Origin of the sequence: Streptomyces sp. NPDC048257 (assembly GCF_043201855.1) — a bacterium.
Taxonomy (GTDB): Bacteria; Actinomycetota; Actinomycetes; order Streptomycetales; family Streptomycetaceae; genus Streptomyces.
Window position 1 is genome coordinate 1 of sequence record NZ_JBICZI010000006.1, and the last position, 15,356, is coordinate 15,356.

The window sequence follows — 15,356 nt, forward strand, 5'->3', positions numbered from 1 at the left end:
CCGCCCCCCCCCCCCGCGCGGGCCCCCCCCCCCCCCCCCCCCCCCCCCCCCCCCCCCCCCCCCCCCCCCCCCCCCCCGCGCCGCGCGCCCCCCGCGGGGGGCGCCCCCCCCCCCCCCCCCCCCCGCCTCGGGGGATCAGGTCGTCGGGGCCGTCAGGTCGTAGAAGGTGGCTCCGCCGACCGTGGACGACGGGAAGGTGGCCTTGACCCAGGTCTCGATGGCCGTGCCGGCGCCGCCACCCGGACCGCTGCCCGGACCGCCCTGGCCGCCGCCGCGCATGCCGCCCTCGGCCGTACCGCCGGTGGTGCTCTGGCCGATGAACCAGTGGATCTTCCCGTCCCGCACATGCGCCTGGAACTGCTCCAGGGTCGGCGAGGGGTCACTTCCGTTGAAGCCGCCGATCGCCATGACGGGCGCACCGGAGGCCAGCTGGTAACTCGCCGCGTTCTGGGAGCCGATGGCGGCCGCTGCCCAGGTGTACGCGTCGGCATCGGTGGTGAGGGCCGTCTTGGCCTCGGCGCTCACCCGGGCGCCGTTCAGCAGGCCGCCCGGACCGCCCCGGCCGCCGCCGAACCGCTCGCCTCCGCGTCCGCCCTGGCCGCCCTGCCCCTGCCCCGCGGTGCCGGCGGCGCCCGCCGCGCCCTGCGGCGGCATCCCGCCCTGCTGCCCGGCGCCCGGCCGGCCACCGTTCTGCTGCCCGGCCGGGCCGCCCTGGGCGCCCTGGCCACCGGGGCCGCCCTGGAGCATCTCGCCGGTACCGCCCGCAGCGCCCGCGCCACCGGGGCCGCCGGGTCCACCGGGTCCACCGGGTCCACCGGGTCCACCGGGGCCGCCCATCATCCCGCCGGGCCCGCCCCGACCGCCCGCCACCGCCGGGCCGGCGGTCACGATGGAGCCGGTGTGCCCGGTGCTCACGGTGGTCAGGCAGTACGCGAAGGGCCCGGCCAGCGCTGCTGCCAGTCCCAGCGCGGCCGTGGCCTGCAGCACCCGGCGCCCGGCCCGCGCGGCGAACGGCAGCGCGGCCGCGGCGAGCAGCCCGCCCACCAGGACCGCCCAGCGCAGCCACGGCAGATAACCGGTGGCGCGGCCGAGGAGCACGTACGACCAGACCGCCGTCAGGGCGAGCGTGCCGGACAGGGTGATCGCGGCGGCCCGGCCGCCCCGTTCCTCCCACAGCACGGCGACGCCCATGCCGATCAGCGCGGCCACGAACGGCGCCAGCGCCACGGTGTAGTACTCGTGGAAGATGCCCTGCATGTAGCTGAAGACCACCGCGGTGATCAGTAGCGAGCCGCCCCAGGCCAGGAAGGACGCCCGGGCCATGCCCTCCAGCGAGTCGGTGGCCCGGCGGGCCCGCCAGGTGACGACCAGACCGGCCACCAGCAGTACCAGGGCCGCCGGCAGCAGCCAGGCGATCTGCCCGCCGATGTTGCCCGAGAAGAGCCGGTCGATGCCGGTCTCACCCCAGCCACCGCCGCCACCGCCGCCCGCGCCGCCGCGACCGCCGCCGCCTACGCTGCCGGTCTCGTTGCCGTTGATCCGGCCGAGGCCGTTGTAGCCGAGGGTCAGCTCCAGGAAGGAGTTGTTCTGCGAGCCGCCGATGTACGGGCGGGAGGAAGCCGGCCACAGCTCGACGATGGCCACCCACCAGCCGCCGGCCACCACCATCGCGAGCCCCGCAAGCAGCAGCTGGCCGAGCCGCCTGTGCAGCCGGGTCGGCGCGCAGACGGCGTACAGCAGGGCCAGCGGCGGCAGGATGACGAAGGCCTGCAGGGTCTTGGTGAGGAACGCGAAGCCGACCGCGACCCCGGCCCAGACCAGCCACGTGGTACGGGCCCCGTCGAGGGCGCGCAGTACGCAGTACACGGTGACGGTCAGCAGCAGGGTCAGCAGCGCGTCGGGGTTGTTGAAGCGGAACATCAGTGCGGCGACGGGCGTCAGGGCCAACGCGGCGCCGCTCAGCAGCGCGGCCCCGGGACCGAACTGGCGGCGTACGGCGGCGTACAGGACACCGGTGGTGGCGACGCCCATCAGGGCCTGCGGGACGAGGATCTGCCAGGCGCCGAGCCCGAAGAGCCGGACGGACAGCATCATCGGCCATAGGGCCGCCGGGGGCTTGTCGACGGTGATGGAGTTGCCGGCGTCGGAGGAGCCGAAGAAGAAGGCCTTCCAGCTCTCGCTGCCCGCCTGTGCGGCGGCGGAGTAGAAGGAGTTGGCGTAGCCGGAGGAGCCCAGGTCCCACAGGAGCAGGGCGGCGGTGGCGATCAGCAGCCCGGCGAGGGAGGGCAGTTCCCACCGGGGCCGGTCCACCGCATGGCGGCCGGTACCGGCTCGGGCCTCGGGGACCGGGAAGAGCGAGGGTGCTGCCGTGGTCATCGAATGTCGTCCTTCACGGGAGTGTCGCGCCGCTCGGGGAAGACCCAGGCGCGGAAGAGCAGGAAGCGCAGCACGGTGGCGGCGAGGTTGGCGGTGATCAGCACGGCCAGTTCGGTGCCGTGCGCGGGATCGGCGGTGGCCGCTCCGAGCGCGGCGAGGGAGCCGCCGGTGAGGGCCAGTCCGATGCCGAACACCACGAGTCCCTGGGCCTGGTGGCGCACGGCCCGGTCCCGGCCGCGCACCCCGAAGGTGAGCCGGCGGTTGGCGGCGGTGTTGGCGATCGCGGAGAGCAGCAGGGCCGCGCCGTTGGCGAACTGCGGGCCGGTCCCGGAGCGGAAGGCGGAGTACAGGAGCAGGTAGAGCACGGTGGACAGCGCTCCGACGGCGCAGAAGCCGAGCAGCTGGCGCGCCAGGCCGCCCTCCACGCCCGGCAGTGCGGAGCGGTCGCGGGGGTCGTCGCCGAAGGGGCGGGCGAGCCGGTCCAGCGGGAGCGCGCCGACCGCCAGGGCCCGGCCGACGCGCCAGACGCCCTTGAGGTCCTCGGTGGCGGTCCTGACGATGTGGACGGTGGAGTCGGGGTCGTCGACCCAGTCCACCGGTACCTCGTGGATCCGCAGTCCGGCCCGTTCGGCGAGCACGAGCAGCTCGGTGTCGAAGAACCAGCCCGTGTCCTCCACCAGCGGCAGCAGCCGCTCGGCGACCTCGCGCCGGATCGCCTTGAATCCGCACTGTGCGTCGCTGAATCGGGCGGCGAGGGAGGAACGAAGGAGGAGGTTGTAGGCGCGGGAGATGAACTCCCGCTTGGCTCCGCGCACCACCCGTGAGGACCGGGCCAGGCGGGTGCCGATGGCGAGGTCGGAGTGGCCGGAGATCAGCGGTGCGACCAGTGGCAGCAGGGCGTTGAGGTCGGTGGAGAGGTCCACGTCCATATAGGCGAGGACGGGGGCGTCCGAACCGGACCACACCGTCCGCAGGGCCCTGCCCCGGCCCTTCTCCTCCAGCCGGGTGCTGCGTACGCCGTCCAGTGCGGTGGCGAGCCCGTTCGCGACCTCGGGGGTGCGGTCGGTGCTCGCGTTGTCGGCGACCGTGATCCGGAAGGGGTAGGGGAAGGTCCGGGTGAGGTGCTCGTGCAGGCGGCGGACGCACGGGCCGAGGTCCTGCTCCTCGTTGAAGACAGGGATCACCACGTCGAGGACGGGCTCGCCGGGCACGGGCGCCAGGGGCGCCCGGGCCGGAAGGGCCCCGGGAGAGGTGTCGGTTCGCATGATCCGACACTCGCCGGGCGCCCTGTCACCGCTGTGTGCTGAGCCTGTGCCCCGCCTGTGAGTCCGAACGGTCCGGCTGCGCGTGCGGCAGCAGGACCTCGAAGCAGGTCCGTCCGGACTCGCTCCGTACGCCGACCTGCCCGCCGTGTGCCGTGACCACGGCCTGGACGATGGCCAGCCCGAGTCCGGTGGAGCCCGCGGCGCGGGAGCGGGAGGCGTCACCGCGGGCGAAGCGCTCGAAGACGCGGGGGAGGAGGTCGGGCGCGATGCCGGGCCCGTCGTCCTCGACCCGCAGCCGGACGGCGGATGTTTCACGTGAAACATGCGCGGTGACGGTGGTCCCCGGCGGGGTGTGCGTACGGGCGTTGGCGAGCAGGTTGACCAGGACCTGCTGGATCCGTGCCGGGTCGGCCCGGACGGGTGCCGGCTCGGCGGGCAGGCTCAGGCGCCAGTGGTGCTCGGGGCCCGCGGCCCGGGCGTCGCTGACGGCGTCGACGACGAGCGGGGCCAGGTCGGTCTCGGCGTCGCCGGTGGTGAGCGGGTGGCCCGCGTCGAGGCGGGCCAGCAGCAGCAGGTCCTCGACCAGGCCGGTCATCCGGGTGGCCTCGGACTCGATCCGGCCGAGCGCGTGCCGGGTGTCCGGACCGGGCTCCTCGCGTCCCCGGCGGGTCAGTTCGGCGTAGCCGCGGATGGAGGCGAGCGGGGTGCGCAGCTCGTGGCTGGCATCGGCGACGAACTGCCGGACCCGCATCTCGCTCTGCTGGCGGGCGGTGAGGGCGGAGGAGACGTGGCCCAGCATCCGGTTGAGGGCCGCGCCGACCTGGCCCACCTCGGTGCGGGGGTCAGCCTCGGCGTCCGGGACCCGCTCGTGGAGGGCGGGCTCGCCCTTGTGCAGGGGCAGTTCGGAGACCCGGGTGGCGGTGGCGGCCACCCGGCGCAGCGGGCGCAGGGCGACCCCGACGAGGGCCTGCCCGGCGAGGGAGGCCGCGATCAGTCCGGCCAGGGTGACGCAGAGCTCCACCCCGACCAGGGTGCGCACGGTGGAGTCGACGTCGCGCAGCGGGAAGCCGAGGGCGAGGCTTCCGTCGGGCGCGGTCAGCACCCGGTAGCTGCCGAGGCCCGGGAGGTCGGTGTCGACCGGCCCGGGCGTGCCCCCCTGCGCGGATTTCCGGACGGCCCGGGCTGCCTGGGCAAGAGCTTTGGCCTGGGCCTCGCTCAGCGGCGGCGCCTGGTCGGCCGACCAGCCGTCGACGCGGGCGTTGCGGGCGGTCCCGAGGACGGTCCCGGCGGGATCCAGCCGAAGCCCGGCGGCGTCCAGCGGGCTGCCGGGAGCCATGACGAAGCCGGCGCTGTTCTCCCGGGCCGGCTTCCCGCCGGGCGCCCGCACGGCCATCCTGACGGAGTTCTTCAGCTGGTCGTCGAGCTCGGTGACCAGGTACGAGCGCAGGGCGAAGGTGGTGACGGTCCCGATGGCCGCACCCACCACGGCGATCAGTGCCACCGCCGAGACGACGAGCCGGGTGCGCAGCGACCAGGGGCGGCGGCCGCGCGGTCGCCGTTTCGTGCGGAAGGCCACTACTCGGCCGGCTTGATCAGATAACCGGCGCCGCGTCGGGTGTGGATCATCGGAGACAGACCGGGGCCGCTCTCCAGCTTCCTGCGCAGGTAGGAGATGTAGAGCTCGACCACATTGGCCTGGCCGCCGAAGTCGTAGGACCACACCCGGTCCAGGATCTGCGCCTTGCTCAGCACGCGCCGCGGGTTGCGCATCAGGTAGCGCAGCAGCTCGAACTCGGTGGCGGTCAGGTGGATCTCCCGGCCGCCCCGCACCACCTCGTGGCTGTCCTCGTCCAGCCGCAGATCGCCGACGGCCAGCACCGAACCGCCGCGTGCCGCCTGCGCCGCGCCCGAACGCCGGACCAGGCCGCGCAGCCGGGCGACGACCTCCTCCAGGCTGAAGGGCTTGGTGACGTAGTCGTCGCCGCCCGCCGTGAGGCCCGCGATCCGGTCCTCCAACGAGTCCTTGGCGGTCAGGAACAGCACGGGGACCTGGGGGATCTCCCGGCGCAGCCGCCCGAGGACGGCCAGGCCGTCCATATCGGGGAGCATGATGTCGAGGACGACCACGTCCGGCCGGAACTCCCGTGCCGCCCGCACCGCGCCCGCCCCGTCGCCTGCGCTGCGGACCTCGCAGCCCTCGTAGCGCAGGGCCATGGACAGCAGTTCGGAGAGCGAGGCCTCGTCGTCGACGACGAGCACCCGGCAGGGTCCGCCGTCGGGCCGCACCAGGGCCGTGGGGTGTTGGGTGGACGTGGACGCATGGGAGGTGGTCGTCGCAGTCATACGGACCACGCTGGCCCGCGGCTCTGAGAGCGTTCTTGTTCCTACCTGTGAATTTCCTGAGAAAGGAAATCCGTCAGTCGTCGAGGCGGAACAGCCGGGCTCCGTTGTCGTGACAGACCGCCCGCAGCCAGTCGTCGCCCAGGCCGAGCCGTTCGAGGGCGGCGAGCTGGTGCTCGTAGGGGTAGGGGATGTTCGGGAAGTCGGTGCCGAGCAGGATCCGGTCGCCGAGGTCGGCGAGCCGTCCCAGCTCCCCGGCCGGGAAGCCGCAGATCTGCTCGGAGAAGTCGGTGAAGGCCATGGTGGTGTCCAGGCGGACCTCGGCGTACCGGTCGGCGAGGTCGAGGAAATCGGCGTACTCGGGCATGCCCATGTGGGCGATGACCAGCGGCAGTCCGGGGTGGCGGGCCAGCAGCCGGGCGATCGGCTCGGGTCCGGTGTACTTGCCCGGGGCGGGCCCGGAGCCGCAGTGGACCACGATCGGGATGCCGGCCTCGGCGAGCAGCCCCCAGACGGGGTCGAGCCGGTCGTCGTTCGGGTCGTAGCCGCCCACCTGGAGGTGCGCCTTGAAGATCCGGGCTCCGGAGTCGACGGCCTGGCGGACGTACGGGGCCACGCCCTCCTCCGGGAAGAAGGTCGCGGTGTGCAGGCAGTCGGGGGTGCGGGCGGCGAATTCGGCGGACCAGGCGTTGAGCCAGGCGGCCATCGCCGGTTTGTGCGGGTAGAGCATGGCGGTGAAGGCCCGGACCCCGAACTCCCGCAGGAGCGCGACCCGCTGTTCCTCCTCGTGCCGGTAGGTGATGGGCCACTCGACGCCGGTCAGCGGGCCGACCGCGTCGAAGTAGTCCCACACCCTGGCCAGGACCCGCTCGGGCATGAAGTGCGTGTGTACGTCGACCAGTCCGGGCAGCCCGAGCCGCTCCCGGAAGCCGCGGACCGCCTCAGCCGTTGCGGACAAAGCCGTGGCTCCGTTCGACGGTCGCGACGTGCAGCGTGTAGCTGTCGTACCAGTCGGTGCGGCCCTGCTTCATGGCCGCCTGGTGCTCCAGGTCCTCCCGCCACACGGTGAGGGACTCGTGGTCGCGGAAGTAGGCGACGGTGATGCCGAGGCCGCCGGGGGTGCGCGCGGACTCGTAGCCGAGGAAGCCGGGGTTCTCCCGGACGATCTCGTTCATCCGCGCGAGGGTCTCGGGGTATCCGCTGTCCTCGGCGGCTCGGGTGTTGCTGAAAACGGCCATGACATAAGGCGGTTCGAACGCCGGTACCGGCTGCATGCTCATGCTCGACACCCTCGGCGGAGCGCCCCCGGCATGTCCACCGGAATCGGCCCCGGAGGGCCAAAGGGATCCAAGTTTTGACCATGAGCACGTCGACCCACAGGGGTCAGAACAGCCCGTCCTGCTCGACGGGAGCCTGGGCGGCGGACGGGATCTGCGCCACGGGCACCGACGTCACCGCCTCGTCCCCCGGGGCGGTGAGCTCCCAGCCCGCCAGCAGCCGGGTGTCCACCACGAGTCCGTCCGCGAGGTGCAGATCGGGGCCGGCCGCACCCGCCAGCCGGCCCACGACGGACCCGCCGGGCACCATCTCGGTCAGCACCCGCGCCGGCCCGGGCAGGCCCGGCAGGGCGTCCAGCCCGAACGCCCCGGCATGGTCGGTCACTTCGCACTCCACCCGCTCCAGCGACTCCGGCCACCCGGGCAGCGCAGCGGCCCGTGCGTGCAGCTCGGCGACCTCCCGGGCCCGGTCGGGCGGGGCCGGCAGGTGTGTCCGTACGGCGCGCTTACGTGCGTACGCGATCCGGTCGGGCACTCCGAGCGCCGCCCGCAGCAGCTCCTCGGTGCGCCGGGTGGCCATCAGCGGACCGCGCCCGAGCCACGCCCACGCCACCGCCCCCTGCTCCAGCAGCCGGGCCGGGCCGCGCTCCTCGGCGGTGATCCCCACCTTGACCATGCCGGGCCCGAACCAGGCCAGGTAGACCCGATAGGTGCGCGGATCAGCGGCGTTGGTGTCGGCCGCCACGGAGAACGACCGGTCGAGGCGGGCGCATGCGGGGCACTGCGCGTTCCCCGCACGACCGGGCACGGTCTCCGCGGTGGGGCAGGGCGTCCGCTTCCCGGCCCGCCACACCCCGAGGCAGTGCCGCTCCCCGCGTGCGGTGAAGGCGATCCGCTGCCCGTAGGCGAGCTCGCTCACCCGCTCGCCGCGCCCCTCCCCGTACCACCTGATGGCGGGGCGTCCGTCCTGCCACCGGATCCCGGTGCACCACCAGGTCACAGCGGGAGCGGCCGCTCGAAGAAGGTGTCCAGGACGACGGTGGCGTGCGTACCGCTGACTCCGTCGATGGCGTAGAGGCGGCGCAGGACGTCCTGCAGCTGCTCCGTCGAGGCGGTGCGCACCTTGACCAGCACGGACGCGCTGCCCGCGATGATGTGCGCCTCCTGGATCTCGGGGATCGCGGCAAAGCCGGCGCCGGACTCACCCATCCACGCATGGGAGTCGACCATCACGTAGGCCAGGACTCCACTGCCGACGGCAGCCGGGTCGACGTCCACGGTGGTCCGCCGGATCACCCCGCGCTCGCGCAGTTTGCGGACCCGCTCGTGGGTCGCCCCCGCCGAGAGCCCGACGGCCGTGCCGAGAGCGGCGTACGACTGGCCCGCGTCCTGCTGCAGGCGCAGGACGAGCGCACGGTCGATGTCGTCCACGCAATCTTCCTCTCATGGGCCTGTCGACCCTTGCGAAGACGGTACCTGATCCTGCAATCTCACCATCAGACCGAACAAAATTCGGTAGAACGCTTCCAGGGGGAACCATGTCTGCCATAGCTGACCTCACCTTGTACGAGATTCTGGACGAGCGCTTCCAGACCGGCCGCTGCGCCAACGGCGACGCCCGGCTGGAGCGGCTGTACGACGACAGCCGCTGGGCGGAGGGCCCGCTCTACCTGCCCGCCTGGCGGCAACTGGTGTGGAGCGACATCCCCAACGACCGGATGCTGCGCTGGGACGAGGCGACCGGGGCCGTCTCCCTCTTCCGCTCGCCGGCCGGCCACTCCAACGGCAACACCCTCGACCGCGAAGGCCGCCTGATCACCTGTGAGCAGGGCAACCGGCGCGTGACCCGAACCGAACCGAACGGCAGCCTCACCGTCATCGCCGACCGCTACGACGGCAAGCGCCTCAACAGCCCGAACGACGCGGTGGTCCGCTCGGACGGCTCCATCTGGTTCTCCGACCCGGACTTCGGCATCACCAGCGACTACGAGGGCCACCGCGCGCCCGGCGAGATCGGCGCCTGCAACCTCTACCGTGCCGATCCCTCGACCGGCGAGGTCCGGATGGTCGCGGACGGCTTCCTCGGCCCCAACGGTGTCGTCTTCTCCCCCGACGAGAGCGAGCTGTACGTCGCGGACACCCGAGCCGGCCACATCCGCGCCTTCAAGGTCACCGACGACGGCGCCCTCACCGGCGACCGGGTCTTCACCGCCTGCCCCCGGGCCGACAACATCCGCTTCGACGACGAGGGCCGGCTGTGGGCGGCCGCGATGGAGGACGGCGTCCGGTGCTACGCCGCGGACGGCACCCTGATCGGCCGCCTCCGCGTCCCCGAACCGGTCTCGAACATCGCCTTCGGCGGCGCCAAGAACAACCGCCTCTTCATCACCGCCACCACCTCCCTCTACTCCCTGGTGATGTCGGTGACCGGCCTCCCCCGCGTCCTCTGAGGGCGGGGGCGGCCTCTTCGGCTACCTGGCGACGAACTGCGTCAGGATCGCCGGCACCTCGTAGATGTCGACACCCTTGGTGAAGGTCTTCTCGATCGGCACCGGGCTGCCGGATATCCAGATCTTGAGCTCGGCGTCGAGATCGAAGTGCCCGGCGGTCTCGACGGAGAAGTGCGTGATGCTCCGGTACGGGATGGAGTGGTACTCCACCTTCTTCCCCGTGAGCCCCTGCTTGTCGACGAGGACCAGCCGCCGGTCGGTGAACAGGATCGTGTCCCGGATCAGCAGGTAGGCGGCGTGCACCTGCTCCCCCTGCCCCAGCAGCCGCGCGTAGTCCCGCTGCGCCGACACGGGGTCGACGGTGTGCGCATTCCCGAACAGTCCCATGAGTGCCCCCGTTTTCCAGCTCCGAACGATCTTCAGAAACCGTACCGAGCCCGCCCCCTCACCCGCGTCCCCCGCCAGAGCCATCCCGCCCCTGACATCCTCCGGGGGACCCCGTCCCCATCAAGGAGGAGACGGCGGACCGCCAGGGCATACGACAGAGGCCCCGGACTTTCGTCCGGGGCCTCTGTCCTGCTGTGCACTCGGCAGGATTCGAACCTGCAACCTTCTGATCCGTAGTCAGATGCTCTATCCGTTAAGCTACGAGTGCTTGGGCTTCTCGGGGTTTTGCGCCCCGTTGGCCTTGCGAGAACAACAATACATGGACCTCGCCGGGACGCGAAATCCATTACCCAAACCACTGCTGACCTGCGGAAACGAGCCGGATGAAGATCGTCCGGATGGGCTCGCGCAGAGGCCGTGGCGGACCGGATTGCCCCGGAAAGCATCGAAGCCCCGGTCCGTCAGGACCGGGGCTTCGATGAGGTGCGGAGGCGGAGGGATTTGAACCCTCGATGGGTGGTAAGACCCAAACCGCATTAGCAGTGCGGCGCCATAGACCGGACTAGGCGACGCCTCCAGCACACCCTCGCGTACGAAGGTGCGTGCAGATGATGACACAGGCGCAGGGCCCCTCACCAATCCGCTCCCACGGTACTAGGCGGGACGGGCGGAGGGCAAAGCCTTAAAGCGGTCGCGGCACGCAACGTCGGCGGGCCCCGCGTCGTTGGGCAGGCGTACGACGTACGGACGACCTGGAGTGCCCCATGCTGCGTCTCGCCGCCTTCGCCGTCACCTCCGCCCTGGCCGCCGCGGCGGCCGGGCCGCTGCCCCCGCTGCCGCTGGGACGGCTGCTGGCGACACCCGACCGCCTCACCATCGCCATGGCCGATACCGGAAACCGTCAGTTGGACCGGGAGTACCGCCTCGAGTGCGGGCCCGTCGGCGGCGATCACCCGCAGGCGGAAGGGGCCTGCGCCCGGCTGGATCAGTTCGCCAGGGAGGGGAAGGACCCGTTCGCGCCCGTCTCCAAGCGGCAGATCTGCACCATGCAGCACGGGGGCCCCGCCACCGCCCGGATCACCGGAACCTGGAACGGTTACAAGGTGGACGCCACCTTCCGGCGGACGAACGGATGCGAAATCAACCGCTGGGACGAGTTGGAACCTCTGCTTCCGAGTGGACGTTCCTGACCTGGGAGGATGCACGGGATGGGCGGTATCCGCCACACATCGGCCGCCCCATCGCGAGCCTGTGGCCTTAGACTCCTCCCGTGACTTGCCGGTAGTTGTGGTCAGGGAGGAAGCTCGTCGTGAGCAGCAGGCCATCCCGAGGCGCTGCTCGCCTCGCAGCAATACTCGACGCTCTTCCGGACGCGCTGTTGCTCGTCAACGCCAACGGCACGGTCGTCAACGCCAATTCGATCGCCCTCGAGGTGATGGAGAGCCCCGGCACCGGGCTCGTCGGCCGCGGCGTGCTCGACCTCCTGCCCGAGTTCGACTCCAAGCTGATCCCCGGCTCCATGCGCCGGCCCGGCGAGGACGACGGCGGCCGTGCCAAACCCAAACGGATGATCGCGCGCCGCACCGACGGCTCCGAGTTCCCCGTCGAGGTCACCAGCGCCCATCTCGACGGACGCGACGCCTACCGCGAGCCGCAACCCTCGTACACCGGTGACGAGCTGCTGATGCTCGTGGTCCGGGACCTCTCGCAGACCGTGGACACCGAGGCCGAGCTGGCCCGCTCCCAGCGGCAGACCGAGATGATCCTGCGCGCCGCGGCCGAGGGCGTCGTGGGCACCGACACCGACGGACGGGTGGTGCTGGTCAACCCGGCCGCCGCCCAGATCCTCGGCTACCGCGCCACCGACCTCGGCAACCGCGAACTGCACGGCCTCGTCCAGCACTCCCGCGCCGACGGCTCCCCGTTCCCCTTCGAGGAGTCCCCGCTCGCCGACACCCTGCGCAGCGGACGCAAGCACCGCGTCCGCGGGCAGGTGCTCTGGAACAAGGCCGGACAGCCGGTCGCCGTCGACCTGACCACCTCGCCCGTACGGGACGGGGAGCAGCTCGTCGGCGCCGTCATGACCTTCACCGACCGGCGGCCCTACGACGCCCTCGCCGCCCGGCACGCGCAGCTGATGGCTGTCCTCGGCGAATCCCTGCGCGGGCCGCTGGACGAGCTGCGCGGTGAGCTGGCGACGCTGGCCGCCGACGACGCCGGACAGCTGTGGCCCGAGGCCAACCAGCTGCTGCACCACCTGGCCGCCGGGTACTCCCGGATGACCACTCTGGTGGACAACGTCCTCGGCTACCAGCGCCTGGACTCCGGCAGCGACCGGCTCACGAAGAAGAAAGTCCTGATCAACACCGTCGTCACGGCGGGCGTCGACGGCGCCGTCGAACTGATCGGTCCGGGCCGCGCGCAGTTCGCCGTCCACGCGCCGACCATCGAGGCCGAGGTGGACGGGGAGCGGATCGCGACCGCGCTCGCCCACCTGGTCGCGGACGTCGCCGGGGTGGACGCCACCGGCAAGACCCGCCAGGGCAGCGGGTACAGCGACTCGACGATCGTGGTGGCCGCCGCGCAGCGCGGCGATGTCGTACGGATCGAGGTGCGCGGGCCGTACGAAGGCGGGAATCCGGTCCACGAGCCGATCGTGCGGGGGATCGTGGCCGCGCACGGCGGCGTGCTGCAGACGGTGGAGGTTCCGGGCGCGCCCGGCGGGGCGTACGTGCTGGAGCTCCCGCTCGGCTCGGGCGCCGGGACGGTGACCCTGCCGGAGCCGGCGGAGGAGCCCCCGGCCGGTCCCACCACGGACGGCTCGGGAACGACCGGGGGCGCCGCTCCCGGCAAGGTCTCCGGCGGGCGGCGCGCGCGCCGCGGGGTGGATGCCTTCCTGGACGAGGAGACCACCGGCCCCGAAGCGGCACAGGCAGCGCAGGCCGCGCAAGCAGCACAGGCCGGTCAGGGCGGCGGCGCGCTGGCGCTGCCGTCCGGGCGGCGGCGGGCCGGCGAGGCGGGCCCTCCCGACGCCGGCCCCGAGCTCGCGCAGTCGCCGGTGAACCCTGCCGGGCTCGGCACCGGACGCCGGCGCGGCCGGGCCGGTGACGGCAGCGGTGAGGCGGAAGGTACCGGCGGCCCGGCCGGTCACGACGGCCAGGGCGGACCCGGGCGGCCCGTGCCCCCGCAGGGCGCCCCCATGCCCGCGCTCCCGCCCGTACCCGCAGTGCCCTCCGTTCCGCTGACCGAACATCCCGCCGGACGGCGCCGCGCCCTGGGTCCGGCCGGTCCGGCGCAGCCCGGCGGCCCCGTCCCCGCGACCGGGCTCGGACCGACGCCCGCTCCCGCGCGGCCCATCGCCCCCGAGGGCGGCTTCGCACTGCCCGCCGGCCCGACCCCGGCCCCCGCTCCCGCTCCCGCCGGGGCCGATACCGACGCCGACGGCGCGGCCGGGCGACGTGGCCGCCGCGTGCTGGGCGCCCCGGCCGGCGAGCCCGAGGCTCCCGCCGCGCAGTCCGACGAGTCCGCCGAGAATCCGACCGGGCGGCGCCGCGCGCTGGCCGGCGCTCCGGCGTGGCCGGTCCCGGCGGCCCGTACCGCTCCCGAGGACGACCAGGCCTCCGGCCAGGTCGCGGTCCCCGGTGCGCGCCGGCCGCAGGAGGCCCACGCGGAGGGCCAGGCCGCACAGCCGATCAGCGTGCGCGCCCTCGGTACCATCGGCCAGGGCATTTCCGTGGACCCGGGCGGCTCCGGCCCTGCCGCCGGGTCCGGTTCGGCTTCCGGCTCCGGCCGCCGTCGCCGGCTCGCCGAGCCCGCTCCGCAGGGCCGGGCCTTCGCCATAGGGGCGCCCGAGGCGGGCGCCGACGAGGGCCCCGAACCGCTCGACGGCCCGGGCGGCGCCGTCGAGGTGGTCAACCGGCCCGCGCCGCGCCCCGTGGACGACGAGCTGCCTCCCGAGCCCCTGGACAACCCGCGCCGGCTCCTGGTGTGGCCCGCGCCCGACGTACAGACGCAGCAGGCGCTCAGCGACCGTGGCTACCGGCCGGTGATCGTCCACTCCCGCGAGGAGGTGGACGCGCAGATCGCCGCCTTCCCCGCCGCGCTGTTCGTCGACCCGCTGACCGGGCCGATCACCCGGACCGCCCTGCAGTCCCTGCGCCAGGCCGCGGTGGCGGCGGAGGTTCCCGTGCTGGTCACGGCCGGGCTGGGGCACGCCACGCGCGAGGCGGCGTACGGCGCGGATCCTGCCGTGCTGCTGAAGGCGCTGGCGCCGCGCGACAGCGAGCAGCATCCCTCCCGGGTGCTGCTGATCGAGGAGCACGACGAGATCGCGACCGCCCTGACCGCCGCTCTGGAGCGGCGCGGCATGCAGGTCGCCCGGGCGGGCGCCGACACCGACGCCGTGGAACTGGCGACGCGGATGCGGCCCAACCTGGTGGTCATGGACCTGATGCAGGTGCGTCGTCGGCGGGCCGGGATCGTGGACTGGCTGCGCGCCAACGGGCAGCTGAACCGCACCCCGCTGGTGGTCTACACGACGACAGGCATCGACCCGGCCGAACTGCCGCGGCTCGCGTCCGGCGAGAGCGTCCTCTTCCTCGCGGAGCGGGCCACCACGACGGACGTCCAGGGCCGCATCGTGGACCTGCTGGCCAAGATCGGCACCAACTAGTAATCCTGGGCCGATGGCCATCATCAACACGAGCGAGCACACCGTCCCCGCCGACAACGGGGAGGTGAACCTGCTCATCGCACGGCAGGTGGACCCGGGGCACGAGGAGACCTTCGAAGCCTGGGCCCACGGGATCCTGGAGACGGCCGCGGGCTTCCCCGACCACCTCGGGTACGGGCTCTTCCGGCCTGCTGCGGAGGGCGGGCCGTGGTTCCTGGTCCACCGCTTCCGCAATCAGGCCGCGTTCCAGTGCTGGCAGGACTCCCCGGAGCGGGCCCAGTGGTTCTCCAACTGCCTCGGCCACCACCACACGGAGATAGCCCGCAGGGAACTGCACGGCATGGAGACGTGGTTCGCCAAGCCGGGTACGACCCGGCCCGCGCCGCCGCGGTGGAAGATGGCGATCAGCTCGGGGCTGGCCATCTTCCCGATCTCGCTGGTCGGCAACGCGGTGCTCGGGCCGTACCTGGTGAATCTGCATTTCGTGCTGCGGACAGCGGCCTTCGCCGTCGTGTTCAGCACCTTGATGACCTACGTGGCCATGCCCGCGGTCAGCAAGCTGCTGCGGCCATGGCTCACCCGGGCTTAG

Annotated in this window: 13 protein-coding genes and 2 tRNA genes; 4 read left to right on the forward strand and 11 right to left on the reverse strand. The window is 73.1% G+C overall.

The features are described from left to right. Positions 1–135 precede the first annotated feature (135 nt). The 8 genes from ACGFZK_RS15300 to ACGFZK_RS15335 form a co-directional block, all read right to left on the reverse strand. On the reverse strand, positions 136–2,376 hold the full coding sequence (locus ACGFZK_RS15300; protein ID WP_393849358.1) for a glycosyltransferase family 39 protein: 2,241 nt from the start codon (positions 2,374–2,376) through the stop codon (positions 136–138). Beyond that, the gene (locus tag ACGFZK_RS15305; protein ID WP_393849359.1) at positions 2,373–3,641 is read right to left on the reverse strand and encodes a glycosyltransferase; all 1,269 of its coding nucleotides are present in this window, start codon (positions 3,639–3,641) and stop codon (positions 2,373–2,375) included. The genes ACGFZK_RS15300 and ACGFZK_RS15305 overlap by 4 nt, the downstream gene beginning before the upstream one ends. A gap of 25 nt (positions 3,642–3,666) precedes the next feature. After that, positions 3,667–5,217: a sensor histidine kinase gene (locus ACGFZK_RS15310; protein ID WP_393849360.1), complete on the reverse strand. Its 1,551-nt coding sequence runs from the start codon at positions 5,215–5,217 to the stop codon at positions 3,667–3,669. Next, entirely contained in the window at positions 5,217–5,984 is a 768-nt protein-coding gene (locus ACGFZK_RS15315) for a response regulator transcription factor (protein ID WP_393849361.1), read from the reverse strand. The genes ACGFZK_RS15310 and ACGFZK_RS15315 overlap by 1 nt, the downstream gene beginning before the upstream one ends. A gap of 73 nt (positions 5,985–6,057) precedes the next feature. Next, complete coding sequence (locus ACGFZK_RS15320; RefSeq protein ID WP_393849362.1) at positions 6,058–6,939, reverse strand: amidohydrolase family protein; 882 nt, start codon at positions 6,937–6,939, stop codon at positions 6,058–6,060. Beyond that, complete coding sequence (locus ACGFZK_RS15325; RefSeq protein WP_393849363.1) at positions 6,923–7,261, reverse strand: antibiotic biosynthesis monooxygenase family protein; 339 nt, start codon at positions 7,259–7,261, stop codon at positions 6,923–6,925. Before ACGFZK_RS15325 ends, ACGFZK_RS15320 begins: the two co-directional genes overlap by 17 nt. A gap of 103 nt (positions 7,262–7,364) precedes the next feature. Further along, positions 7,365–8,258, reverse strand: coding sequence for a DUF2797 domain-containing protein (locus ACGFZK_RS15330; RefSeq protein WP_393849364.1), 894 nt, complete (start codon positions 8,256–8,258; stop codon positions 7,365–7,367). Beyond that, positions 8,255–8,689, reverse strand: a complete 435-nt coding sequence (locus ACGFZK_RS15335) for an Lrp/AsnC family transcriptional regulator (RefSeq protein ID WP_393849365.1) — start codon at positions 8,687–8,689, stop codon at positions 8,255–8,257. The genes ACGFZK_RS15330 and ACGFZK_RS15335 overlap by 4 nt, the downstream gene beginning before the upstream one ends. A gap of 107 nt (positions 8,690–8,796) precedes the next feature. Here ACGFZK_RS15335 and ACGFZK_RS15340 point away from each other — a divergent pair, with 107 nt between their 5' ends. Beyond that, positions 8,797–9,708: an SMP-30/gluconolactonase/LRE family protein gene (locus ACGFZK_RS15340; RefSeq protein WP_393849366.1), complete on the forward strand. Its 912-nt coding sequence runs from the start codon at positions 8,797–8,799 to the stop codon at positions 9,706–9,708. Positions 9,709–9,729: 21 nt separating this feature from the next. Here ACGFZK_RS15340 and ACGFZK_RS15345 read toward each other — a convergent pair whose 3' ends face one another. The 3 genes from ACGFZK_RS15345 to ACGFZK_RS15355 all read right to left on the reverse strand — a co-directional run bounded on the left by ACGFZK_RS15345 (position 9,730) and on the right by ACGFZK_RS15355 (position 10,672). Continuing rightward, the gene (locus tag ACGFZK_RS15345) at positions 9,730–10,095 is read right to left on the reverse strand and encodes a PH domain-containing protein (RefSeq protein WP_393849367.1); all 366 of its coding nucleotides are present in this window, start codon (positions 10,093–10,095) and stop codon (positions 9,730–9,732) included. A gap of 195 nt (positions 10,096–10,290) precedes the next feature. Further along, positions 10,291–10,363, reverse strand: a tRNA-Arg gene (locus tag ACGFZK_RS15350). 218 nt (positions 10,364–10,581) lie between these two features. Then, positions 10,582–10,672 (reverse strand) — tRNA-Ser (locus tag ACGFZK_RS15355). A gap of 187 nt (positions 10,673–10,859) precedes the next feature. Between ACGFZK_RS15355 and ACGFZK_RS15360 the strand changes: the two genes are divergently transcribed. From ACGFZK_RS15360 to ACGFZK_RS15370, 3 genes are all read left to right on the forward strand, one after another. Continuing rightward, positions 10,860–11,285 (forward strand): SSI family serine proteinase inhibitor, encoded by a 426-nt coding sequence (locus ACGFZK_RS15360; RefSeq protein WP_393849368.1) that lies wholly within the window; start codon positions 10,860–10,862, stop codon positions 11,283–11,285. A 119-nt stretch (positions 11,286–11,404) separates the two neighbouring features. Then, positions 11,405–14,767, forward strand: coding sequence for a PAS domain-containing protein (locus ACGFZK_RS15365; RefSeq protein ID WP_393849369.1), 3,363 nt, complete (start codon positions 11,405–11,407; stop codon positions 14,765–14,767). 13 nt (positions 14,768–14,780) lie between these two features. Then, positions 14,781–15,356 carry an antibiotic biosynthesis monooxygenase gene (locus ACGFZK_RS15370; protein ID WP_393849370.1) on the forward strand — a complete coding sequence of 192 codons (576 nt, stop codon included), beginning with the start codon at positions 14,781–14,783 and terminating at the stop codon, positions 15,354–15,356.